This window comes from Pseudomonas sp. MF06569 (assembly GCF_059862735.1).
The window spans coordinates 24,654-48,550 of record NZ_JCBCUZ010000020.1; the positions used below are offsets into that span (position 1 = coordinate 24,654).

A 23,897-nucleotide genomic window follows, 5' to 3' on the forward strand; every position below is an offset into this window, starting at 1 on the left:
CTCTATGGGTGCCGGGGCGTTAATCTCAAAAATCAGGGCGGATACCATGTCATTGCTCAAAACAACCGGATGGGTTTTCTCATTGGCGCTGATGGCCGGCTGCGACGGCGCTCTACAAGTTCTCGCCAACCTCACCCATAAGGAGCCGAACGGAGTCATGATCCCGGCGCTGCCAATCATCCAGGGAGCGGTCATGGGGTTAGTGCCTATGGTCGAAGGGCAACGCAACGATGTGATGATGCACCATGTCTGCGCAATGGCACGGGGCGAAAGCACAGCCAAACAAGTTGCCGAAACCTTGAAAAAACAGGGGATTGATTTGAGCAAAACGCCTCAACAGGGCGATCCATTGTCATTGCTGGTGGATCCGGACATGTCTCACCGGGAGACCGCATGCGCAGCCTACATCGCCACGTCGACAATGGTACTGCCCAAAACCAGTGAGTTTATGGTGCAAACGATCACCGAACACCCGCAGGGCAAACAGTCGAAGACACTGACTGTCGACCCGCAAAAGCTGAATAACTTCATGCGGGTGCAATTGGCAATCGCCAAGTCTGATGCAGACGTATTTGCCATGATTGCGACCCAATTGGCACAGACTCCTGGCTTGACCCTGGATCAATACAATCAGCGGGCCAAAAGCCTGTTTGCAACCATTGCCCCCCGATACTTGCAGCGGGTCAAGGAACTGTATGCCAGCGATAAAAATACCCTGTTTGCCTTAAGGGATTATTCGCAGAACGGCTTCAAGTTCGTGAGCAGTAGCGGCCTTCTTTTTGAATACGACTACAACGGCCTGAACCTGACCTTCAACCGCATCCCCTGGTACGGGTCTGGCCAGTTGCTGGGTAAAACCTACTGGCTGGATGTGGCGTACTTCGATCCGGCACTGGTAACCGCGTTGCAAGCGGTCCCAGGCAAAACCAACACCGTCAGGCCTTGAACCCATCGCAGACTGTCGCCCTTGCACACGTGTGCAGTGCGGCACCGCACGTTGTCGCAGAGCCGGATATGTACCCGATACCCGGCCTGGCAGCGCAAACCTCAAACCAGCCGCTGAATCTGCTTGTGCCGCCAGACCAGCCGGTAATAAGCAGTCTGCAACACCAGCATGGCGATATAGGTCACCGGGAACGCCATCCACACGCCTTGCAAACCAAAATGCGCATCCAGTGCATAAGCCACCGGCAACTCAATGCACAGCACGCAGAAGATCGTGATCCCCATAGGCACCAGGACCACGCCGCTGGCCCGCATGATCCCGCCAATAACGGCCTGGAAGCCAAATACAAGCACGCTCCACAGCATGATATGCAGCAGGTGCTCAGCCCTGACCCGCGCCTCGACATCGGTGATGAACAGTCCCAGCAACCAGTGCGACAGCCCATAACCGAGCACTACCAGGGCACCGGTCAGGCACAGGTTGATCAGCAAACCGGTGCGCAATATCAACCCGATACGCTCAATGCGACCGGCGCCAATGGCCTGTGCCCCCAGAATCGAGGCCGTAATGGCAATCGACAGCGCCGGAAACTGCACGTAGTTGACGATCTGGGTCACGGCCCCATAGGCCGCCGTGGCCTGGGAGCCGTGACTGTTGACCAGCGCCAGGATCACCAGCTCCGACAGCGACAGCACCACCATCTGCACGCCCGTGGGCAAACCGATACGCAGGACCTTGCCCAGAATCTCCCGGTTCAGGCGCAGTGCAGCCCAGAGTTCGCGGTCCGGGGCCATCACATGGTTTTTGTGGCGCAAGCGCAGCACCAGAAACAGCATGGCCAGCACGTTACCCACCAGCCCCGCATAGGCCGCACTTTGAATACCCATCGGCGGCAAGCCGGTCCAGCCCAGGATCAACGCCGGGGTCAACAGCAAGCCCACCGCCGTGGACACCATCAGTGCCAGCAACGGCGAAACCGTGTCACTGACCCCACGCAGGATTTGCGTGAACAAAATAAACACCAGCAGCAACGGCATGATCAGCATCATGACCCTGGCATAACCGACGGCCTCCTCCAGCACGTCAACCGGCGTGCCCAACGCCTGCAAGGCGGGCCGCGCCAACAGGCTGCCCAACACCGCTGCAATCAGCCCGATCAGCGCCCCAAGGGTCAGGGTCGCCCCGGTGATCTGCTTGACCATCGTTGTTTCCCGCGCCCCCCAGGCCTGACCGATCAGCACGGAAGCGCCCGCCCCCAGACCAATCACCAGCGCAATAAAAAAGAACACGATGGGAAACATCCCCGACACCGCGGCCAGCGCTTGCGTACCCAGCAATTGCCCGACATAGATCCCGTTGAGGGTCCCGGAGAAACTCTGAAGGAAGTTGGACAGCACCATCGGCGCAAGAAAAATCAGGTAGATCAGCCACAGCGGCCGTTGCGAAGGGGTTTGCATGAACAAAGGGCCTGAAAAAATAACCAACGGAAGTTATACCGCAAATGTATCCAGATGTTCCTGTCGAGCATCATCAACGACCCGGCTACCGAGCCTGGTCATGGACATTTGGACTACGCTTTCTGACGACTTGCTGAACATGAAGAAATATTCAGAAACGTTTCAGCTTTTTGCGGGCAAAATGTGCTCAACGCTGAAATAGCCCATCAGGTGACGGTATGACCCGTATTTTGACCATTGAAGACGATGCCGTGACGGCGAAAGAAATCGTGGCTGAATTGACCAGCCACGGCCTTGAGGTCGATTGGGTAGCCAATGGTCGCGAAGGTCTGGTACGCGCTGTCAGCGGCGACTACGACTTGATCACCCTTGACCGCATGCTCCCTGAGCTGGACGGCTTGGCGATTGTGACCACCTTGCGCACCATTGGTGTCAGTACGCCCATTCTGATGATCAGCGCCCTGTCCGATGTGGACGAACGGGTTCGCGGCCTGCGCGCCGGGGGCGATGACTACCTGACCAAACCCTTTGCCAGCGACGAGATGGCGGCCCGGGTTGAAGTCCTGTTGCGGCGTAAAAGTCCGGTCGACAAATACGAGACTTCATTGCGCGTCTCGGACCTTGAACTCAACTTGATCACCCGTGAAGCCAGCCGCAGCGAACAACAGCTGAGCCTGCTGCCCACCGAGTACAAGTTGCTGGAGTTCCTGATGCGCAACACCGGGCAAATCCTCTCGCGCATGATGATTTTCGAGGAAGTCTGGGGCTATCACTTCGACCCTGGCACCAACCTGATCGACGTGCATATCGGCCGTCTGCGCAAAAAAATCGATCCGCCGGGCCAAGTGCCTCTGATTCGCACTGTCCGAGGCTCGGGTTATGTCATTGCCGAACCCCTCTAAGGGCTGGCGTTCTTCCAGCAGCCGACTGCTGGCGCTGTACAGTTTTCTGTTCGTGGCCTGGAGCTGCATCCTGATGGGGGTGCTCTATTACGAGGTGTCGGATTACTTGGGCAACCTGGCCAGGCACTCGCTGATGCAGCGCCAGCACCTGTTTGCACGCTTTGAAGGCGAGCAACTGGACGAAGCACTTGCCACCAGCATGACCTTCGACATGCGCGCAGTGGATGCCTATGGCCTGTTCGATGCCCAACACAACCCCCTGAGCGGCCCTATCCAGGCGCTCCCTCCGGGCTTGCCGCTGGATGGCCGGATCCACGCCTTGAGCACCTGCATCGACTCCGATGACCCCAACCTGCCCCAGGACAGCTGCGATGCCATCGCCACTCAAACCAACGACGGGCGCTGGCTGGTGCTGGTGCGCGACAACGGCTCGCTGTTTGCCGTCACCCGGATCATTTTGCATGCATTGTTCTGGGGCCTGTCGCTGACCATCATCCCGGGCATTGCCGGTTGGCATTTGCTGCGCAGACGCCCCTTGCAACGCATTCGGGCGATCCAGGCCAGTGCCGAAGCGATTGTCGCGGGGGATTTGACTTACCGCCTGCCGCTGTCCAATCGGCGTGACGAGCTGGACATGCTGGCGGCCATCGTCAACGCCATGCTCGATCGCATCGAACTGCTGATGCACGAGGTCAAGGGGGTGTGCGACAACATCGCCCACGACCTGCGTACCCCCCTCACCCGCTTGCGGGCCCAGCTCTACCGGATGCGCCAGCATGCTGTCGAAGGCTCCCCCGAAGCCCTGCAACTGGACGAAGTCATCGGTGAAACCGACACCCTGATGGCACGTTTTCGCGGCTTGCTGCGCATTTCCGAGCTGGAAGACCATCAACGACGCTCGGGCTTCCTGCAACTCGATCCGCTGCCCCTGCTACAGGAGCTGTACGATTTTTACCTGCCGCTGGCGGAAGAAGGCCAGGTCACTCTGGTGCTCGACACGCCGCCCGCATTGCCCAGCCTGACGGGCGATCGTGCATTGCTGTTTGAGGCGCTGGCCAATCTGCTCAGCAACTCCATCAAATTCACCCCGCCCGGCGGTGAAGTGATTTTGCGGGCGACTGACGACAACGGCAGCCCGCGCATTGAGGTCCTCGACACAGGCCCCGGTATCCCCGAGGCCGAGCGGGAGGCCGTGTTCAAGCGCTTTTACCGCTGCGATGATAGCCACGGCGGTTTTGGCCTGGGCCTGTCCATCGTCGCCGCCATCGTCAACCTGCACGGCTTCACCCTGGACGTCAGCAACCGCGAAAGCGGCGGCGCCCGGTTGACCCTGCACTGTCGACAAAGCCTGATTAACCCCGGGTAATCCGCTTTTTAATCATCAATACTGTGGGAGTGGCTTTTTCAACACGCGGCACAAGGAACTCCCGCATGCCTCTACCACTCCTGCCCCTGCTCCGCTTCCTGCTGGCCCCTGTGCTGGCGTGCCTGAGCGTGAGCGCAGCGCCCGGCGAGGCCATGACCGTCTATGGTGAAGCACCCAAATACCCGGCCGGTTTCCAGCACTTCGATTTTGTAAATCCGGATGCACCCAAGGGCGGATCGCTGAGCCGGGCGGCAATGGAAATAGGCCAGTTCAACTACATCACCCCCTACGTCGACCAAGGCACGGGGGTCACGCAAGTGGATGACTGGGTGTACTCGCCACTGGCCTTTCGCTCACTGGATGAGCCCTACACGGTCTACGGTCTGGTGGCGCAAACAATGGAGCGCGACCCGGACGGTCTTTGGGTACGGTTTTACCTGAACCCCAAGGCACGCTTTGCCGACGACACACCGATCACCGCCCAGGACGTCGCCTACACCTACAACCTGCTGATGACCCAAGGCAGCCTGGGCTTTCGCATGCTCTATGGCGAGGTCAAGGCCGTGGAGATCGAAGGCCCGCTGCAGGTGCGCTTCGACTTCAAGAGCAACCAGAACCGTACCCTGGCGCTGGATCTGGCTAGCATGCGCATCCTGCCGCAGCACTGGTGGCAGACCCGCGACTTCAGCAATGGCGGCGGTTTTGAGCCGCCCTTGGGCAGCGGCCCGTATTCAGTGTCGCAAGTCGATCCGGGGCGCAGCATCAGCTTTGAGCGCAACAAAAACTGGTGGGCCAGGGACTTGCCGGTCAGCAAGGGGCTGTACAACTTTGACCGCCTGACCGTGAATTTTTACGGCGACACGGACGTGGCCCGCGAACTGCTCAAGGGTGGAGCTTTCGATTACAACCGCGAATTCTCGGCCACAGGGTTCAGCATCGGCTATGACAGCCCCAAGCTGACCGATGGCCGCTTGCAAAAAGGCGTATTTGCCAGGCAAAAGCCGGGCGCTGCCCAGGGCTTTGCCTTCAACCTGCAGAATCCGTTTTTCCAGGACCGCCGGGTACGCCAGGCGCTGAGCCTGCTATGGGATTTTGAATGGACCAACAAGCAGATGATGCGCAGTTTTTATGTGCGCCAGCAGAGCTACTTCCCCAAAAGCGAAATGGCTGCCACTGCACTGCCCGACGCCCGTGAACGGGAGATCCTCGAACCCCTACGCGGCAAGGTGCCTGATGAGGTGTTCACCCAGGTCTATCAAGCGCCGAAAACCGATGGCAGCGGCTACATCCGCGACAAACAGCTGCAAGCCCTGGCGCTGCTCAAGGAGGCAGGCTGGAGCGCGAAAGACAACACGCTGGTCAACGCACAGGGCGAGCCGCTGAGCTTCACCTTTCTCGATGGCCAGGGCGGATTCGACCGCATGATCCTGCCGTACAAGCGGACCCTGGCGCAGATCGGCATCCACATGGACATCCGCAAGATAGACTCGGCGCAATACGTCAACCGGCTCAATGCCCGTGACTACGACATGATCGTGGTGGGTTTCCCGCGCAGTGGCGTCCCCATCGTCTCCCCGGGCCGGGAACTGTACGACATGTATGGCTCACGCAGTGCCACCCAGCCCGGTGCCTCCAACGCCTTTGTGCTGCGCGACCCGGCCGTGGACACACTGCTCGACGGATTGGTACAGGCCAATACCCGTGACGAAATGGTGCACTACGCCCGCGCCCTCGACCGCGTCCTGCAGTGGGGCTACTACATGATTCCCAACTATTACTCGGTGGGCACCCCGACCGTGTACCAGAACCGCTTCGCCCGCCCGGCGCTGGAGCCCAAGTATGACGAGGGGCTGGACACCTGGTGGGAGGTCAGCAAAACCGCACTGACCAATGCAGCCATGCAAGCAACCGGCACATCGCCGGAGGGGCACTGAGATGCTGCATTACATCAGTCGACGCTTGTTGCTGATCATCCCCACCCTGCTGTGCATTCTGGTGGTCAACTTCCTGATCGTGCAGGCCGCCCCCGGTGGCCCGGTGGAGCAGGCCATTGCCCGCCTGCAGGGTGTGAGCAGTACGGCCGTGGCTGGCGGAGCCCGCGACATGGCAGGCGGCACTGGCGTTGCCAGCCGCAGCAGCCGTGGCCTGGACCCGGCACTTGTCGAAGAAATCACCCGCCACTATGGCTTCGACAAACCCATGCACGAGCGCTTGTGGCTGATGCTCAAAAACTACGCGCAACTGGATTTTGGCAACAGTTTCTTTCGAGGCGCCAAGGTCACGGACCTGATCCTGCAAAAACTGCCGGTGACTATTTCACTGGGGCTGTGGGCGACGCTGATTACTTACCTGATCTCCATCCCGCTGGGCATACGCAAGGCCATCCACAATGGCAGCGCGTTCGATGTGTGGACCAGCACCGCGATCATCATCGGCTACGCCATGCCGGCGTTTCTGTTTGCCATTTTGCTGATTGTGGTCTTTGCCGGTGGCAGTTATGTGAGCTGGTTTCCGGTGCAAGGCCTGGTCTCGGAAAACTTCGACAGCCTGGGGTTTTTCGCCAAAATCGGCGATTACCTGTGGCACATGGTGCTGCCTGTCTCGGCGTTGGTGATTGGCGGCTTTGCCACCCTGACCATCCTCACCAAAAACAGCTTTCTCAACGAAATCAGCCGCCAGTATGTGGTCACGGCACGGGCCAAAGGCCTGACCGAGCGCCGGGTGCTGTACGGCCATGTCATGCGCAACGCCATGCTGCTGGTGGTGGCCGGGATTCCCCAGGCCCTGATCGAAGTGTTCTTCGCCGGTTCACTGTTGATTGAAACCATCTTCAACCTCGACGGCATCGGGCGCATGAGCTACGAAGCAGCCGTGTCACGGGATTACCCGGTGGTGTTCGGCACACTGTTCCTGTTCACCCTGTTCGGCCTGTTGATCAAACTGATCGGCGATCTGTGCTACACCCTGCTCGACCCCCGCATCGACTTCTCGGCGAAGGAGGCTTGATGCTCAACCTTTCCCCCCTGGGCCGTCGGCGCCTGGCCCGTTTCAAGGCCAACCGCCGGGGCTGGTGGTCACTGTGGCTCTTTATCGCGCTGTTCATCCTGTGCCTGTGCGGTGAACTGATCGCCAACGACAAGCCGCTGGCCATTCACTACAAAGACCAGTGGTACTTCCCGGTGGCGACCCGCTACGTCGAAACCGAGTTTGGCGGCGAACTGCCGTTCGAGCCCGATTACCGAAGTGACTACGTGCGCAAGCTGATTGACGATCAGGGAGGCTGGATGCTGTTTGCGCCCATCCCGTTCAGCTACGACACGGTCAATTACGACCTCAAGGAACCCGCTCCCAGTCCACCCGGCAGGCAAAACTGGCTGGGCACCGACGATCAGGCCCGGGACGTACTGGCGCGGGTGATTTTCGGCGCCCGGATTTCGATTCTGTTTGCCTTGATCCTGACCGCCATCAGCGTGGTGGTGGGCATCGGTGCTGGCGCCCTGCAAGGGTATTATGGCGGGCTGGTGGACTTGCTGGGCCAGCGCCTGCAAGAGGTATGGTCCGGGCTGCCGGTGCTGTACCTGCTGATCATCTTGTCGGGCTTTGTGGCGCCAAGCTTCTGGTGGTTACTGGGGATCATGGCGCTGTTCAGCTGGCTGGCACTGGTGGACGTGGTGCGCGCCGAGTTCATGCGCGGTCGCAACCTGGAATACGTCAAGGCAGCGCGGGCACTGGGCCTGAGCGATATCGAGCTGATGCGACGGCACATCCTCCCCAACGCCATGACTTCAACCCTCACCTACCTGCCGTTTATTTTGACGGGCGCGATCGCCACCCTTACCGCCCTGGATTTTCTGGGATTTGGCATGCCGCCGGGTACCGCGTCGCTGGGCGAGCTGATCGGCCAGGCCAAGCGCAACCTGCAAGCCCCCTGGCTGGGCCTGACCGCGTTCTGTGCACTGGCGCTGATTCTTTCGCTGCTGGTGTTTATCGGCGAAGCCTGCCGTGATGCTTTTGATCCACGGGCGTAAACCTGAGTGCAGCCTCGCACACCGTTGCGTAGCAGTTGACGAGTAGAACGAGGCTACGTTCGAGATCGTGCGCCACTGCGACGCAGCGGTCGTAAAACCGGCACACGCGGCATATCTGGCAAGCCGTACAAACTGATTTTACGACTGCTTCGCAGCCGAACGTAGCCTCGTTCTACTCGTCAACTGCTACGCAATCACTCTGAAAAAACGGGCAAAGGCTCGAAACGCTCAGCCAACAGTGCAGCAAACGCATCCCGGGCACCGTGGTTGCCGGTTTCGCTGTGCCAGAAAAACTGATTGGGAATCGGCTTCAGCTCGGCAAAGCGGTAGACGGTCAGGTGCCCACAAGCACCAAAATGCGGGAGCAGCCCTTCAGGGACCAGCGCCAAGCCTGCACCCGCACTGACGCAGCCAATGATGCTTCCCCAACTCGCGTAATCGACGCAGTTGACCTCAAGTCGGTGCGCCGCCAGCCAATTCTCCAGTGCCGCACGGTACGGGCAACCGGGTGGCCACATAAAGACGGTGTGTTGATGCACATCGCCAAGGCTGGCAAGCGGTGCGAGTGTCGGGCTGGCAATCATGATCAGCGGTTCGTCATACAACGAATTTTTATTGAGCCTGGATTGATCGCTATCGCCTGCGATCAGCGCACCATCGAGTCGATGATGCTGGACGTCATCGATCAGTTGCCGCCATTGGCCGGTGACCAGCTCCAGCGTCACTTGCGGGTAGCGCTGATGAAACTCGGCCAGCAGTGGCGGCAATCGCCCGGTGGCACAGGACTCTATCGCTCCGATGCGCAGCTTGCCAGCGGGCACGGCCTGGGGCTGTACGGCACGCTTTGCCTGATCGATCAGCGCCAGAATTTGCTCGGTATAGTTCACAAAGACCTTGCCCGCAGGGCTGATGCGCAAGCCCCGCCCCGAGCGGGTGAACAACACAGTGCCCAACTCGCTTTCCAGCTGCTTGATACGGGTGGTGATATTCGACGGTACGCAATGCAGCTGTTGAGCTGCCAGGGCAATACTGCCGCACTCTGCCACCGCCTTGACCATACGCAACTGGCTTAACTCCATTGTTCACTCCTGATGATTTCTGGGTTCTTTATAACTCACTTGTGACCCACGGCAAGGCCGGTAAACACTGCCCGCCACTCCACAGGATTGCAGGTCATCAACGTGCCGCCTCCATTTAGCCGTGTCGCCGCCATGACCGCTGTTGTGCTGTGTTGGGCGTACTCGCCGATTGGCATCAATATCGGTCTGCACGCTTACTCGCCAGGGCATCTGGCGCTGTTGCGCTTTTTGATCGCCTCGGTATTTATGGGGGTGGTTGCGCTGGTTTTGCGCATTGATCTGCCCAGGCTCAGGGATGTGCCCTGGCTGATCATGTTGGGCTTTTTCGCCATTGTGCTGCATCACGTGGCGCTCAACTTCGGGCAACGATGGGTCAGCCCCGGCGCCTCCAGCGTGTTGGCGCAATCCGCACCGCTGTTCAGCACCCTGATTGCCCGCGTGTTTTTGAAAGAGCCCGTCAGCGGCTGGCGCTGGTTCTGGGTGGGCATGGGTTTGCTGGGCGCGCTGGTGGTGGTGATCAGCGATAAAGGCATCACGGGATTCAAGCCCCAGGGCCTGCTTATTTTACTGGCGGCGTTTTCCTGGAGCGTCTATTTCGCCTTGCAAAAGCATTACTCCAACCACTACAGCCCACTGACCCTGGTGTGCTACACGATCTGGAGCGGGACCTTGCTGCTGGGTGTGTACGCGCCGGGGCTCACGGATGCGGTCTTGAATGCTCCCGCACGGGTAAACGGGGCAGTGTTGCTGCTGGGGATTTTTCCCAGCGCCCTGGCTTATCTGTTCTGGGCCTTTGTGTTGGCCAGAGCCGAGGTCAGCCGCGTGGTCGGGGTGATGTATTTGATTCCCCCGGTCGCGATGGTGATGGCGGCAGTGGTGTTGAAGAGCACCGTCTCCATGGGGGTGATGGCAGGCGCAGCCATCGTGTTGACGAGTGTGATGGCGATGAGTCGAGTGCGGTAATAATTTGCTGAGCCCCCCTTTTTTGTGGGAGCGGGCTTGCTCGCGATTGAGGCGGCGAGGTTTGTCAGGCAAACCCCGTGGATACCCTCGCGAGCAAGCCCGCTCCCACAGCGATCATCGAAATCTCATATTCCTTAAAGGAATATTTAAATCGTTTTATATTCTTTTTTAAAAGCTAAATTTCCTGCAAGACTCTCGTCATAACTCTTCCAACTCATGATGAGAACGAAATGAAAAAACTCACTGCCCTCACCGCTTTGACCCTGGCTGTCTTGTCTGGCCTGGCCCACGCTGATCGTCTGGATGACATCAAAAAGTCCGGTGTGCTGCGTGTAGCGTCCTTTGACAGCAACCCGCCATTTGGTTTTGTCGATGCCAAGAGCAAGCAGATTGAAGGTCTGGACGTGGACTATGCCAAGGCCATTGCCGACAAGCTGGGCGTGAAGTTGCAGTTGCAGCCGACCAACCCGGCCAACCGTGTGCCGCTGCTGGTCGCAAACAAGGTGGATCTGGTGCTGGCCAATTTCACCATTACCCCTGAGCGCGCCGAGCAGGTGAATTTCAGCATTCCGTATTTCGCTTCGGGCCAGCAATTTATCGTCAAGAAAGGCACCCTCAAATCCCCGGATGAACTGAACAAGTGGCGTGTGGGCGTGGACAAGGGCACCGTCAACGAAGGCGTGCTGCGCGAGAAATTCCCCGGCGCCAAAGTGGTTGCCTACGATGACACCCCGTTCGCGTTCACTGCCCTGCGCAACGGCAACGTACAAGCCATCACCCAGGACGGCCCGAAGCTGATCGGCCTGCTGGCCAATGTGCCGGACAAGGACAAATATGAAGTGCCGCCGTTCACCATTTCCAATGACCTGATCGGTGTCGGCATTCCAAAAGGCGAAGCGCGCCTGACCGAAGTGGTTAACCAGACCCTCACCGACCTGGAAGCCCAGGGCAAGGCTCAGGGTATTTATGACGCCTGGTTCGGCCCGACCACCAAGACCCCGCTGACCCGTCTGTACAAAATCGGCGACAAGAGCTAACTCGCAACACCTTTGAAAGCCCGTCCCGGTCAACCGGGCGGGTTTTGCTCGTTTCTGGATGGACGTTTTTTATGTTCGGTGAACTGCTGGCCCCGCATTACCTGCACTGGCTGCTCGATGGTTTTGTTCTGACCCTGATCCTTTCCCTGCTGACCTGCCTGGTGGCTACCGGGCTGGGATTTTTGCTGTGCCTGGCGCGCATCTCGCCTTCACGCCTGTGGTCGTGGCCTGCACGGGCCTACCTGGCCCTGTTTCGCAACACGCCGCTGCTGGTGCAGTTGTTTTTCTGGTACTTCGGGGTCACGGCGATGCTGCCCGAAGGGCTGGTGATGTGGCTCAACCAGCCGCGCAGCCTGTCTCTGGGTGTACTTGAGATTGAATGGCCGTCCTTTGAATTCATTGCCGGGTTCTGGGGCCTGATGCTCTACACGGCAGCCTTCATTTGCGAAGAGTTTCGCGCAGGCATCAGTTCGGTGCGTATCGAGCAACGGGCTGCCGGCCTGGCACTGGGCTTCAAGCCTGCCCAGGTGTGGCGCTACATCGTGTTCCCCCAGGCGTTGCGCACGGCGTTGGGGCCATTGCTGGGGCAATACATGAATGCCCTGAAGAACTCGTCGCTGACCATGGCCATCGGCTTGGCCGAACTGTCGTATGCCTCGCGACAAGTCGAGACCGAAACCTTCAAGACGTTCCAGGCCTTCGGTTTTGCCACGCTCCTGTATGTGCTCAGCATTGCCTTGATCGAAGTGATCGGCCAAGGGATTGCACGCAGCAAGTGGTATCGCCAGGGAGTGGTGTGAGTCATGGACTTTTCGGTTATTAGCGACAATTTTTCGTACTTCATGCTCGGCGCCTGGCCCAACGGACCTCTGGGCGGCGCGGCACTGACGCTGGTGCTAAGCCTGTTGTCGGGGATCATCTCGGCAGTGCTGGGGCTGGTGCTGGGTATTGCGCTGGTGATGATTCGCGGCAAGGTGCGCTGGCTGTTGCTCGGCGTGCTGGGCTTCTTGCGGGCGATCCCGGTGGTGATGCTGATTTTCTGGAGTTACTTCCTGCTGCCCATCGTGTTCAAGGTCGATGTCCCTGCACTGGCCACCGTGGTGTGCGCGCTGTCGTTGATTGGTGGCGCCTATCTGGCGCACTCGGTGTATGCCGGGATCAGCAGCTTGCCGCCTGGGCAATGGGCTGCGGGCAAGGCACTGGGTTTCGGCACCTGGCAAGTGCTGCGCCTGATCATCCTGCCGCAGGCGTTGCCGATGATGCTGCCCTCCTTTCTCAATCAATGGATTTCACTGATCAAGGACACTTCGCTGGCGTATGTGATCGGGGTGGGCGAGTTGTCGTTTGTCGCCACTCAAGTGAGCAATCGGGTGATGGTGCACCCGACTGAAATCTTTCTGTTTGTGGCCCTGGTGTACTTTGTGTTTTGCAGCAGTCTGGATGTAATTGCCAATCGTCTGGTGAAACGCTAGAACCTGGCCTTCGCTCGCGACGTTGAAAGCGGGGCTGCTGCGCAGCCCATCGCAGCCTTCGGCAGCGACTACAGGTTTCGACCCCCATCCCTCGTGTAGTCGCTGACGAGTAGAACGAGGCTGCGATGCATTTTGCTTTTGCTGGAGCCACACGTATGTCCAGACGATGCGAATGCCCATCACAGAAGGCCGAACGCAGGTGCTGTTATGGGGGTGGCGCGGCAGGACGCCGCGCCAGCCGTGACGGGCCATCCCTGGCCCAACACGGCTCTCCCGGCATCCATGCCGGTCGACCCACTACGCAGAACCTCCTCTCGGCCTCCCGAAGGGCAGGCAGATCAAAAACCAGTGCAAAAACAAGATCAACTGCCCGCCGAGGCGGCCTACAGGCCGCCCTTTTTAGCGGAGCACATTGCTCTGAACAGGTCGGCTGGCAACAGAGTATCTAAAGGTTTCGACCCCATCCCTCGTGTAGTCGCTGACGAGTAGAACGAGGCTGCGATCGAGATGGTGCGCCAAACCTGACGCAGCCTCGCACGACTCGTCAGCTGCTACGGATCGCGAGTACCACCTCCCTCGCCGTAAGGGCGAACCCCATAGAGGAGCTCGGTTGACCGGCAACAGAGTATCTACAGGGTCAGGGTTTCGATCACCGCCCAAACCGGCACAAAACCCATCGGCAACCACACGGCCAGGCGAGGCCGGTACGGCAACAGCATCAGCAGGCCAAAACCACTCAGCGAGAGCATGCCCAACCAGCCCACCGGCCCCATCGCCCAGCCCCAGGCCTGCCCGCAAAACCAGAAGCTCAGCGCCAGGCTCACCCAGCCCGCCACGCGCAGCAAACGGCTCAGTCGGGCCGACGGGGCTTTGCCCCACACCTGTTTGTAATGACGGTCCAACCCCTGACACAGCGCCAGCATGCCGAGGTAGGCGAATCCCAGACCCGCAAAAAAATCAGCCAGCATCTCAGTTCACCTCGGCCATGACAGCGGTCTTTTTACGCGGTACTCGCTCAACCGCCGGTTGCGATACTTTCCAGCACGCCCACAGCAACAAGGCACCCAGCGCCATCGCGGTCAGTTCCACGCCCATGCTGGTATGCAACGCCCAAGGCCGGCTGACCGTGAACACGCTCAGCAGTGGCAAGGCCATGCACATCATCCCTGCCAACCCAAGCTGCTCGCGCCAGGCCTGCATGCGCGGTCGGATCACTGCATGAACAAAGCTCAGCGCCCACACACCGAAGAATACGTTCAGCTCAGCATCAGCCCGTTCGTTCATCCCCGACGGCAACAGGCGATTGCCCCACAACAGGCTGATACAGGCCAGGCTCAAGCCCGCCATGACGGTCACGTTGATCGCCTCGACCAGACGGTAGAGCACCTGGGCAACACGGCTTTCGCTGGCATATTTACGCCGCCGCTTGACGGTGAACAGCACCAGGCCGCTGGCGATCATGGCGCTGCTGATCAAGCCACAGACAAAGTACAGCCAGCGCATCGGATACCCCCCGAACTGGGCAAAGTGCAGCCCCGAAATCACCCGATGGGTCAGCACGGTGGGGCGCATTTCGGTCGGCCCGGAGATCTGCTCCCCCGTGACCCCGTCAAAACGCATGCCCTGCCCCTTGGTCAGGGCAATGCGATTACCCAGAATCGGTCGAATCTGGATCTGGGCATTGCTCTGCCCGGGATTGCTGATACTCACCCCGCCCAACGGCCCCATCACTTCGCGGGCCTTGCTCAGTAACGGCCCCAGGGCCACCAGCGGCGCTGGCTCTACAGTCGCCGGGCGCATGGCTTCAACGCCTGCGGGTGCCGTGTCCTGTGCCTTGAAAAAGGCCTCGCGGTCGCCATCGAACAAGGCATCCATCGCCGCAGGCATGTAGATCACCAGGAAAATCGCCAGCCCGGTGTAGGTGATCATCAAGTGAAACGGCAATAGCAGAACGGCACTGGCGTTGTGCGCGTCCAGCCATGAGCGCTGGCCCTTGGCTGGGCGAAAGGTGAAGAACTCCTTGAAGAACTTTTTGTGAATCACGATACCGCTGACCAGCGCCGCGAGCATGCCCATGGCCAGTGCGCCCACCAGGTAGATCCCGATCATGCGCGGCATATGCAGGGTGAAGTGAAACAGGAAGAAAAACCGTCCCCCCACCGACTCGCGCACCGGCATTACCTCACCCGTGTTGGGGTCGAGCGTCACCGACACCCCGTCACGGCGCCCGCCGGTCGAGGCCTGCAGTTGCGGTGAACGCTCATAAGGCAGGCTGATGCCCCATTGCCTGGCGTCGGCCTTGTTGGCTTGCAAGTAATCCAGCGCCCGTTGCGCGGCCTGCTCATCCGTCAAGTGGTGCGCAGGCAGTTCGGGGGTCATCCAGTTGTCGATCTCCTGATCGAATACCGCCAGGCTGCCGGTCAAGAAAATCACGAACAACAACCAGCCGACAATCAGGCCGCCCCAGGTATGCAGCCAGGCCATGGATTGGGTCAGGGTCTGTTTCATCCCAGTTGCTCCAGCAGTTGTGGCCAAAAGCCGATGGCCGCCAAAGGTACGGCGAGTACCGCGCCCATCCAGGCCGACCACTGATGACGGGCGGCAAACGCCCACAGGATGGCGAAGGTGTAGATCACAAACGACAGCAAACTGGCGACGATCAGCGAGTCCACATTGTCCAGCGGCAGCAGCCGCGCCAATGCAGCGGTAAAGGCGTAGGTAAAGACATAGCCGCCGACCAGTGCAGCCAGGGTGCGGGACACAATCGGCGCCCAGGCCGACGTTGCAAGTTTCATGTTTTCAATTCCTCATCGAGCTCTGCATTTTGCCTGCACCAGATGCGACAACGGCGCGGCACCCGTTTTCACGGATGTCGCGCCTTTAAGTGCCTGCACGGGTAACAGCGGTCAGGCCCGGGTTTTTATCAGAACGAGCTGGTCACCGACGCAAAGTAGGCACGGCCTGCTTCGTTGTAGGTTTGCGCGCCCGCTTCGTCAGCGTTGCCTTTGCGGTAGAGCTGCTTGTCGAACAGGTTGTTGATGCCCACCCGCACGCTGAAGTGTTTATTGAACTCATACCCACTGCTCAGGCCCACCAGCCCATAAGGGTCAACCGGCTGTTGTACCGACTTGTCCAGTGCTTCGTTGGCGCGGTTGTTGCGCTTGGGCGCTTCCTGCTTGCCGTAGTAAGTACCGCTGACCTGGAACGACAGTTTCTCAGTGGCATACCAGTCCAGCATGGTGTTGAGGGTGTACTTGGGAATGATGCTCAGCGGATCGCCGGTTTCCTTGTCCTTGCTTTCGATCATGTAGGTCAGGTTGGTGTTCCAGTCCAGATCGTCGCGCAGGCTGACAAACAGGTTGCCCTCAACCCCTTGCACAATGGCCTTGCCGCTGTTTTCCCATTGCAGCACGCGACGCCCGTTCGGCAGGCGGAATGCCGATTCGTTGCTGGCATTGATCTTGTTCTGGTAGTCGTTGCGGAAATACGTGGCGCTGGTGCGCCATGTGCCCTTGTCGAACGCCAGGCCGATTTCTTTGTTGACGCTGATTTCAGGCTTCAGGTCCGGGTTACCCACCAGGTAGCAGCCACCCAGATTCACTTCTACTGAACTGCAACCGTTACCGCGGCTATACAGCAGGTAGTTGGGGTTGGACTGGTAGAGGTTCGGGGTTTTGTAGGCCCGGGCAATACCGCCCTTGATGCTCAGCTCATCGGTGATCTGGTGGGACGCGTTGAGGCTCGGGCTCCAGTTGCCGCCAAACTCGCTGTGGTGATCAAAGCGCACGCCGGGGGTGACGATGGTCTTGGCGCCGGCTTCGATGTTGTCTTCAACATAGAACGCATAGCTGTTGGCCGTTGACTTGGTTTGCGTACGGTCCGTACCCGGGATTCCCGGGGTGCCGCCGGCACCCGGATCCCAGCTCTGCGGACGCAGCGAGCCCGGGTCATTGAGCGATTCGTAGAGGTACTCACCGCCCAGGGTCAGCACTTGGGCGGTGCCCATGGTCAACGGCAGGTTGACCTCGCCAGTGGCACGGGTGTTGCGCAACCGCGATTCGAACCTGCCCGCGCTCTCGGACGGTGCACCTTCGCCATAACCGGCCAGGCCTTCGTTGAGGCGGGCGTTACGGGTCAGGTCATGGGTCAGGGAGCCATGGTGGTGCCCCAGTCGAACGAGCCATTGTGGGTCGCCGAGAAGCTGCTGCGCTGCAGCACGCTGGTTTCTTTGCCGGTCAGGCTGTTAACGAAATCACCGCCGCTGTTGAGCATGGTGTCACCGGCAAAGATATTGCCCTGACGGCTGTAGCTGGCTTCCAGGTCCAGGCTCTGCTCCGGGGTGAACTGCCAACTGAGCAAGCCATTGACGTCTTTGTTACGCACGCCTTCACGACCTGCCACGACGCTGTCGGGGGACGCCTGGGCGGCGGTGTTGATGCCCGGATCATCGGCATCGGTCTTGTTCAGGCCGCCATACACACGAAACACCAGATCGTCCGTGATCGGTCCGCTGAGGTTGAAGTTAGTGCGTTTGCTGACGCCTTCAGAATCGTCTTCAGGGGACAGGTAGTACGCCGTCATCGAACCGCTGAGTTTGTCCGAAGGACGCTTGGTGATGATATTGACCACCCCGCCCATTGCGCCGGAACCGTAGCGGGCCGCAGCCGGACCACGCAGGATTTCGATGCGTTCGACTTCTTCGGCCGGGACCCAGTTGGTTTCGCCGCGGGTGTCACGGTCGCCGCTCCAGCCATAGCGCTGTGCGTTGCGTGAAGAAGACGGCTTGCCGTCAATCAGGATCAGGGTGTTTTCCGGGCCCATGCCGCGCAGGTCGATCTGGCGGTTGTTGCCGCGGGCGCCGCTGGAACTGTTGCCGGTGAGGTTGACCCCGGGCTCACGACGAATGATGTCGGACAGGTCATTGGCAGGCGGACGCTTTTTGATGTCTTCGGCGGTGATGATCGAGACACCCGGAGCCTGCTTCAACTCCTGTGCAGCAGTGCCCAGTACGCGGGTTTCTTCGAGCTGCAACGCCTGGCGAGTGCCATCCACCGGCAAATCGGTGGCCTCTACGGGTACTTCGTCACGCTCGCGCTCAAGTGCATCGGCGAGCAAGGTAGGCGAAGCCAGAGCGGCCATGAGAGCCAGTGAAAGATGACTGCGTTTGTATCGAGACGACATGTCCAGTTGATCCCTTAACAATGGAGTGTGCTCAGCAGGCCAAGGGCTGGAAATTGCTGACGCACGACCTTGAAAGGACCTACGTGATTAGCGTTCCCCGGCACTGCCAGGGCTGCAATGATAAACATTCTCAGTTGAGAGTAAAGCGCAATTGACAATCATCCTCATTACAAAGTTCCCCAATCCCTTTGTTTTAGAGCCTTCTCCTACGTAAAAAAAATCAAAATGCATTGCCAAACCGTCTTCGAATTGAGAGAAACCCTACCCAGAACAATCGTTAAACCTACTTTTTGAGTTCCATCGCCATGACTGACGAACTGCACATCACTGACCTGTTACCGGGCGACGGCAAAACCGTGGTCAAGGGCGCCCTGATTACCACGCACTACACCGGCTGGCTCGAAGACGGCACGGTATTCGACTCTTCCCATCAACGTGGCAAACCGTTCCAGTGCGTGATCGGCACCGGACGTGTGATCAAGGGCTGGGACATCGGCCTGATGGGCATGAAGGTCGGCGGCAAACGCGCACTGCAGGTGCCTGCTCACCTGGCCTATGGTGAAAGAAGCATGGGCGCGCACATCACACCGAACTCCAACCTGCGTTTCGAGATCGAACTGCTGGAAGTGCTGACGCGCGACGATTGATTGGCAGCGCATATTTAAAGGAGTTGTATCGGGTGAATCGATTCTTCAGGTGTTTTTTATCGGTGATGCCCCTGGTGATAGTGGCGGGTTGCGGTACCCAGGCGTCGCGGACAACCCCGGACATCACCCCCGACCAGGCACGTGCCCGCATTGTGCAATTGCTACCGGTGAAAACCGCGGATCGCCAGGGCTGGGCGGCGGATATCCAGGTCGCGTTTACCGCTCAGGGGCTGGCCCCCACCGATGAGAACCTGTGCTCCGTGCTGGCGGTGACCGAGCAGGAGTCGACCTTTCAAGCCGACCCGCCGGTGCCAGGGCTGGCCACCATCGCCCGCTCGGAAATCAACCGCCGCGCCGGCAAACTGCATATCCCCGAGTTTGTGGTGCGCAGCGCACTGAGCATCACCTCGCCCAACGGCAAAACCTACAATCAACGCCTGGACACCGCCCGTACCGAAGGCCAGTTGAGCGCCATTTTTGATGATTTCATCGGCATGGTGCCGTTGGGCAAAAGTCTGTTTGGCGGTTTGAACCCGGTTCACACGGGCGGGCCGATGCAAGTCAGCATCGCCTTTGCCGAACAGCGGGCACGGGACTATCCCTACCCCGTGACACACTCGATCCGCCAGGAAGTCTTCACGCGCCGGGGCGGCATGTACTTCGGTATCGCCCATCTGCTGGGCTACCCGGTCGACTACACGCAATCGCTGTATCGTTTTGCCGACTTCAATGCGGGTTGGTATGCCAGCCGTAATGCCGCGTTTCAGAATGCCGTCAGCCGCGTTTCAGGCATCCCGCTGGCACTGGATGGCGACTTGACCATCCCCGGCTCCTACGCACTCGGCTCCACCGAATTGGCGGTGCGCGCCCTTGGCAAGCAGGTGGGCCTGAGCAACAACGCGATCCGCCGCCAACTCGAAAAAGGCGACAGCCTGGCATTTAACGACACGGATCTTTACCAGAGCGTCTTCGCCCTTGCCGACCGCCAGCAAGGCAAACCCCTGCCCCGCGCCGTGCTGCCGGGCATCACCCTGCAAAGTCCGAAGATCACCCGCAACCTGACAACCGCCTGGTTTGCCAAGCGCGTGGATGAACGGCGGGCACGGTGCATCAACAAGGCGCAGTCACTGCCCAAGGGCTGAGCATGGCACAATATGGCTTATGGCCATTAGTCTTGTATCGATCGACAAGGATTTCTCGTGAACCCCTCAACCACCGTTCAAAACATGCTGGCGAACAAACGCATCGTCGTACCGGCCTATCAGCGCGCCTATTCATGGGAGACGCCGAACCCCACCAGCACACGCACCACACAGACCGACGTATTCCTGTCGGACCTTGAGGACTACCGCACCAGCAGTGCCCGGAGCCCTTACTACTTCGGGCATTTTCTGTTTGAGGAAAAAGATGGCAAGTATCAGGTGATCGACGGCCAGCAGCGGCTGACAACCCTGACCCTGTTCTTGTCGGCCCTGTTCAAATGCCTCAAGGCCCTGCGCCCGTTGAGCGAGACGGAACAGGCATGCTATGCCGACGTGATTCACACGCCCCATGTGATTCGCTTCAACACCGTGGACTATGACAACCGGGTGTTTATCGATTACGTGATTGACCAGGTCAAGAATGACCACAAGGGCCTGAGCACTACCTCTTCCCAACGCATTGTCGACGCATTCGACTACTTCACGGGACAACTGAAAAACAAGCCGGAAACCTACCTGTGCCGAATGCTGGATATCGTCTGTCAGGCCGCTTGCACGACGCACAGGGTTCAGGACGAAGCCGAAGCGATTCAAATGTTCATCTTCCAGAACAACCGTGGCAAGCGCCCTTCAAACCTGGAAGTGGTCAAGGCCCAGTTCATGTATGCCGTACACCTGCGCGGTGACGATGATGACCACAAGCAATTGCTGATCAGCGAAATCAAGGACCGCTTTGAGGAGATCTACAAATCCATTGCCTCGATTGACTATCGCATCAACGAAGACGAGGTATTGCTCTACACCCTGAGGGTTCAGTTCAACTCTCTATGGGAAAGCGACAGCCTGGATAAAATCGACAAACTGCTCGGCCAGCCAGACTCGCTGATCTTTATCCGAGAATTTACCCAGGCGTTGGCGGCCAGCTTTCTGCACTTGTGCAATTTTTTCGGCCCCGACGAGAAAAAACACTTTGCGATTCACGCACTGGTGACCTTGGGGAGTATCGGGATTGTTCTGCCTTTTATCATCAAGGCCTATCGCTTCAACCTCGAGATGCACGAGATCGAATCACTGTGCCGCGCATTTGAAGGGTTAATCGTGCGCCACCGACTGATTGGAACCCGTGCGGACATCACCTCTCGCATCAGACACGTGTATGAGCAATTCACTGCACAAAATCCGCAGATCGAGCCCATTGTAGAGCGCATCAATCAGTTGAAAATTGCGGAGGCCCCCTGGTTGGGTTTTTGGAACAACGACAACCTCAGAACGGCGCTGAACAACGACATCCACCACGCCACCGCCAAGTACCTGCTGTGGAAGTATGAGAACCACCTCGAAAACAGCGGCCAGCGCGGCTACAAACCGACCCGTTACGATGACATCAAACTGCCTGAGCTGGAGCACATTGCCCCAACCACCGAGCCCAAGACCAAGCCCCACGGTTACGGCAAATATGATGAAAGCTTTGTATCTGGCTACTTGAATTGCCTGGGCAATTACCTGCTGCTGTCCAAGTCCCATAACTGCACCGTGGGCAATGTTGTGTTTTCTAAGAAACTCGACAGCTACACCCACACCACTCAGCAACGGGAAATCGCCGAACTGTGCGGTGACAAACCGCTATGGGGCAAGCGAGCCATGACCGCAGGCATGAACGGATCGTTGAAGTGCTGATGGAACAGCTGTAAGGCGCCATGTGCACCTTCGCCGGGGCCAGCCCAACGGCCCCGGCACGTGCGAGCCCGTGCCGTTACATTTTCATAAATCATATATGAACTGATTTGTTGAAAAGAGCCACATCCGGAGTAAGCTGGAAGTATCAACTCTCTGGAGGCCGCCATGCACCTCGTAGCCAAACATCCCGAACCCGAGATCACCAGCGGCGATGCGGGCCGGGTTGCCCTGACCTTTTTCTTCAGCCTCATGGAGCATTGGGGTTGTACCAAGGACCAGCAGTGCACCCTGCTCGGTTCCATCGGCAATACCACCTACTTCAAGTACAAAAAACTGCCGAACGTGCGCCTGCCCCACGACACCCTGGAGCGCATTTCGTACTTGATGGGCGTGCACAAGGCATTGCGCATCCTGTTCAGCAACCAGCCTGAACGTGCCTATGAATGGGTGCACAAACCCAACACCGCTGCGCCCTTTAACGGTCAGAGCGCCTTGAGTTACATGCTCGCTGGCCAGGTGGTCGACCTCGCAGATGTGCGCCGCTATCTGGATGGAGTGCGCGGCTGATGCCTGATGCAATGCTGCCTGAATGGAACAAGGCTTATCGCATCATCAACAGCGCGTTCCCGCCCGTTTCAGTGTTTGAAGACACCCTGGACCCGGCCGACCTGGAGATCGCCTTTGTCCTCGAAAGCCTGACCAATGACCGGCTGCGCGATCAGGCAGGCGTGCTCAACAGGGTCCGGCCAGAAGACCGCCTGTGTGGCGAAGGCTCGACCGCCGTGATGGCTGCCTTTACCCATATCGGGCGGGCCAGTCGTTTTACCGATGGCAGTTACGGCGTGTACTACTGCGCCAACAGCGTAGAGGCGGCAATCGCCGAAACCTGTTTTCATCAGGAGCAATTCTGGCGGGCGACACAGGAGCCCAGCATCGAAATCACCATGCGTACCTATATCAACCGCGTCGTGCAGCCGATGATCGATGTGCGTGGCGACCCGGGGCTGCATCAACCGTCGCCGTCAGGTTATGGCCTGTCTCAGGCATTCGCCCGGCCATTGCGCGAAGACGGCGCCTGGGGCCTGCTTTACAAGAGCGTGCGCCTTGACGGACACGAATGCGTTGCCGCGTTCCGCCCACCAGCGCTCTCGCTACCGGTGCAAGGCCAGCATTTTCGGTATGTGTGGGATGAGAGGACGCAGGCGATTGCCTGGGTGTTGCAGGTCACTGAAGTGGTGAGATAGGAACAGGGCAACGTCACTGTCGCCACCCTGCCCCCCGGCTCAAATATTACAAGCCATCAGTAGGCTTGAGCGTGCGTTCAGCTACTGCGTCAGCGCTTTTTTCCTGCCAGACCGGCCAGTATTCAGCGCGTTTCTTCTCTACGCTGGCTTTGACCCGCTCGTACCAGGCCAAAGATTTTGGTGAGTTGGTCACCATGTCCGTGTCTTCAACCCAGCCTTTGAAGTTCTTGGACTTCAGGCTGTGAGAGGCTTCAGGGTCATTACTGATCGGCCACAGTGAAAAGCGTGCTTTCCACAAACCCATGCGCGGCGTTACCAGCGCGTAGTAGGTTTTGCCTGCCACAAGATCGGCTTCCATGAAATCGGCCGCTTCGGACACCACCATGTAGGTGTGCTTGCCAGGGGTGGCGGGATGGGCGATTTTCGTGCCGTTGGCCATGACACCAATGAATTGTGTCTTGCCATCGGTCACGTCATACAGCGAGGACACAATGGCTTTGCCGGTATAGGCATCGCGCATGAACACCACTTGTGCCATGCCTGGCGCAGGTGGCTGCACCGCCTGGTCAGCTACCGGGTCCATTGGATTGCTTGCGCAACCGGCCAACAGCAAGGTGCCCAGCAGGGTAAAGATATAAAACACGCGCATCTACAGCTCCTTTGAATTGCAACTTCCTGGCCCGGCACCTGCCGAGC

The 23,897-nt window shown here is 59.0% G+C and carries 21 protein-coding genes and 1 pseudogene; 15 read left to right on the plus strand and 7 right to left on the minus strand.

The window, feature by feature from the left end; translation table 11 throughout:
* Window positions 1-46: 46 nt before the first annotated feature.
* Window positions 47-946 (plus strand): hypothetical protein, encoded by a 900-nt coding sequence (locus AC19YQ_RS17355; RefSeq protein WP_500595578.1) that lies wholly within the window; start codon window positions 47-49, stop codon window positions 944-946.
* Between the two features lie 101 nt (window positions 947-1,047).
* Here the strand turns inward: AC19YQ_RS17355 and AC19YQ_RS17360 are convergent, their stop codons facing one another.
* Window positions 1,048-2,403, minus strand: coding sequence for an MATE family efflux transporter (locus tag AC19YQ_RS17360; protein WP_133078474.1), 1,356 nt, complete (start codon window positions 2,401-2,403; stop codon window positions 1,048-1,050).
* Between the two features lie 218 nt (window positions 2,404-2,621).
* Between AC19YQ_RS17360 and AC19YQ_RS17365 the strand changes: the two genes are divergently transcribed.
* From AC19YQ_RS17365 to AC19YQ_RS17385, 5 genes are all read left to right on the plus strand, one after another.
* On the plus strand, window positions 2,622-3,305 hold the full coding sequence (locus AC19YQ_RS17365; protein ID WP_133078473.1) for a winged helix-turn-helix domain-containing protein: 684 nt from the start codon (window positions 2,622-2,624) through the stop codon (window positions 3,303-3,305).
* Window positions 3,283-4,671, plus strand: a complete 1,389-nt coding sequence (locus tag AC19YQ_RS17370; RefSeq protein WP_133078472.1) for an ATP-binding protein — start codon at window positions 3,283-3,285, stop codon at window positions 4,669-4,671. Before AC19YQ_RS17365 ends, AC19YQ_RS17370 begins: the two co-directional genes overlap by 23 nt.
* A gap of 65 nt (window positions 4,672-4,736) precedes the next feature.
* A complete protein-coding gene (locus AC19YQ_RS17375; RefSeq protein ID WP_500595579.1) occupies window positions 4,737-6,605 on the plus strand; it encodes an extracellular solute-binding protein in 1,869 nt (622 codons plus the stop codon).
* Between the two features lies 1 nt (window position 6,606).
* Window positions 6,607-7,677 carry a microcin C ABC transporter permease YejB gene (locus AC19YQ_RS17380; protein ID WP_133078470.1) on the plus strand — a complete coding sequence of 357 codons (1,071 nt, stop codon included), beginning with the start codon at window positions 6,607-6,609 and terminating at the stop codon, window positions 7,675-7,677.
* Window positions 7,677-8,699: a microcin C ABC transporter permease gene (locus AC19YQ_RS17385; RefSeq protein ID WP_133078469.1), complete on the plus strand. Its 1,023-nt coding sequence runs from the start codon at window positions 7,677-7,679 to the stop codon at window positions 8,697-8,699. Before AC19YQ_RS17380 ends, AC19YQ_RS17385 begins: the two co-directional genes overlap by 1 nt.
* Before the next feature lie 194 nt (window positions 8,700-8,893).
* Here the strand turns inward: AC19YQ_RS17385 and AC19YQ_RS17390 are convergent, their stop codons facing one another.
* The gene (locus AC19YQ_RS17390; RefSeq protein WP_500595581.1) at window positions 8,894-9,778 is read right to left on the minus strand and encodes a LysR family transcriptional regulator; all 885 of its coding nucleotides are present in this window, start codon (window positions 9,776-9,778) and stop codon (window positions 8,894-8,896) included.
* A gap of 96 nt (window positions 9,779-9,874) precedes the next feature.
* Between AC19YQ_RS17390 and AC19YQ_RS17395 the strand changes: the two genes are divergently transcribed.
* The 4 genes from AC19YQ_RS17395 to AC19YQ_RS17410 all read left to right on the plus strand — a co-directional run bounded on the left by AC19YQ_RS17395 (window position 9,875) and on the right by AC19YQ_RS17410 (window position 13,250).
* Window positions 9,875-10,741: a DMT family transporter gene (locus AC19YQ_RS17395; protein WP_500595607.1), complete on the plus strand. Its 867-nt coding sequence runs from the start codon at window positions 9,875-9,877 to the stop codon at window positions 10,739-10,741.
* A gap of 230 nt (window positions 10,742-10,971) precedes the next feature.
* Entirely contained in the window at window positions 10,972-11,778 is an 807-nt protein-coding gene (locus AC19YQ_RS17400) for an ABC transporter substrate-binding protein (RefSeq protein WP_133077657.1), read from the plus strand.
* A 71-nt stretch (window positions 11,779-11,849) separates the two neighbouring features.
* On the plus strand, window positions 11,850-12,578 hold the full coding sequence (locus AC19YQ_RS17405; RefSeq protein WP_133077656.1) for an amino acid ABC transporter permease: 729 nt from the start codon (window positions 11,850-11,852) through the stop codon (window positions 12,576-12,578).
* Window positions 12,579-12,581: 3 nt separating this feature from the next.
* Complete coding sequence (locus AC19YQ_RS17410) at window positions 12,582-13,250, plus strand: amino acid ABC transporter permease (protein ID WP_133077655.1); 669 nt, start codon at window positions 12,582-12,584, stop codon at window positions 13,248-13,250.
* A 629-nt stretch (window positions 13,251-13,879) separates the two neighbouring features.
* Here the strand turns inward: AC19YQ_RS17410 and AC19YQ_RS17415 are convergent.
* The 4 genes and pseudogenes from AC19YQ_RS17415 to AC19YQ_RS17430 all read right to left on the minus strand — a co-directional run bounded on the left by AC19YQ_RS17415 (window position 13,880) and on the right by AC19YQ_RS17430 (window position 18,431).
* The gene (locus AC19YQ_RS17415; protein WP_326427070.1) at window positions 13,880-14,218 is read right to left on the minus strand and encodes a DUF3325 domain-containing protein; all 339 of its coding nucleotides are present in this window, start codon (window positions 14,216-14,218) and stop codon (window positions 13,880-13,882) included.
* 1 nt (window position 14,219) lies between these two features.
* Entirely contained in the window at window positions 14,220-15,758 is a 1,539-nt protein-coding gene (locus AC19YQ_RS17420; RefSeq protein WP_500595582.1) for a PepSY-associated TM helix domain-containing protein, read from the minus strand.
* A complete protein-coding gene (locus AC19YQ_RS17425) occupies window positions 15,755-16,045 on the minus strand; it encodes an iron transporter (RefSeq protein WP_133077652.1) in 291 nt (96 codons plus the stop codon). The genes AC19YQ_RS17420 and AC19YQ_RS17425 overlap by 4 nt, the downstream gene beginning before the upstream one ends.
* Before the next feature lie 128 nt (window positions 16,046-16,173).
* Window positions 16,174-18,431: pseudogene (locus AC19YQ_RS17430) on the minus strand (FepA family TonB-dependent siderophore receptor).
* A 305-nt stretch (window positions 18,432-18,736) separates the two neighbouring features.
* Here AC19YQ_RS17430 and AC19YQ_RS17435 point away from each other — a divergent pair.
* The 5 genes from AC19YQ_RS17435 to AC19YQ_RS17455 all read left to right on the plus strand — a co-directional run bounded on the left by AC19YQ_RS17435 (window position 18,737) and on the right by AC19YQ_RS17455 (window position 23,201).
* Window positions 18,737-19,078: an FKBP-type peptidyl-prolyl cis-trans isomerase gene (locus AC19YQ_RS17435; RefSeq protein ID WP_133077650.1), complete on the plus strand. Its 342-nt coding sequence runs from the start codon at window positions 18,737-18,739 to the stop codon at window positions 19,076-19,078.
* A gap of 65 nt (window positions 19,079-19,143) precedes the next feature.
* Window positions 19,144-20,220: a DUF1615 domain-containing protein gene (locus AC19YQ_RS17440; protein WP_500595608.1), complete on the plus strand. Its 1,077-nt coding sequence runs from the start codon at window positions 19,144-19,146 to the stop codon at window positions 20,218-20,220.
* A 57-nt stretch (window positions 20,221-20,277) separates the two neighbouring features.
* Window positions 20,278-21,957 (plus strand): GmrSD restriction endonuclease domain-containing protein, encoded by a 1,680-nt coding sequence (locus AC19YQ_RS17445; RefSeq protein ID WP_500595583.1) that lies wholly within the window; start codon window positions 20,278-20,280, stop codon window positions 21,955-21,957.
* Between the two features lie 165 nt (window positions 21,958-22,122).
* Window positions 22,123-22,524, plus strand: a complete 402-nt coding sequence (locus tag AC19YQ_RS17450; RefSeq protein ID WP_133077649.1) for an antitoxin Xre/MbcA/ParS toxin-binding domain-containing protein — start codon at window positions 22,123-22,125, stop codon at window positions 22,522-22,524.
* The gene (locus AC19YQ_RS17455) at window positions 22,524-23,201 is read left to right on the plus strand and encodes an RES domain-containing protein (protein ID WP_133077648.1); all 678 of its coding nucleotides are present in this window, start codon (window positions 22,524-22,526) and stop codon (window positions 23,199-23,201) included. The genes AC19YQ_RS17450 and AC19YQ_RS17455 overlap by 1 nt, the downstream gene beginning before the upstream one ends.
* A gap of 46 nt (window positions 23,202-23,247) precedes the next feature.
* Here AC19YQ_RS17455 and AC19YQ_RS17460 read toward each other — a convergent pair whose 3' ends face one another.
* Window positions 23,248-23,850 (minus strand): hypothetical protein, encoded by a 603-nt coding sequence (locus tag AC19YQ_RS17460; protein WP_133077647.1) that lies wholly within the window; start codon window positions 23,848-23,850, stop codon window positions 23,248-23,250.
* Window positions 23,851-23,897: the final 47 nt, after the last annotated feature.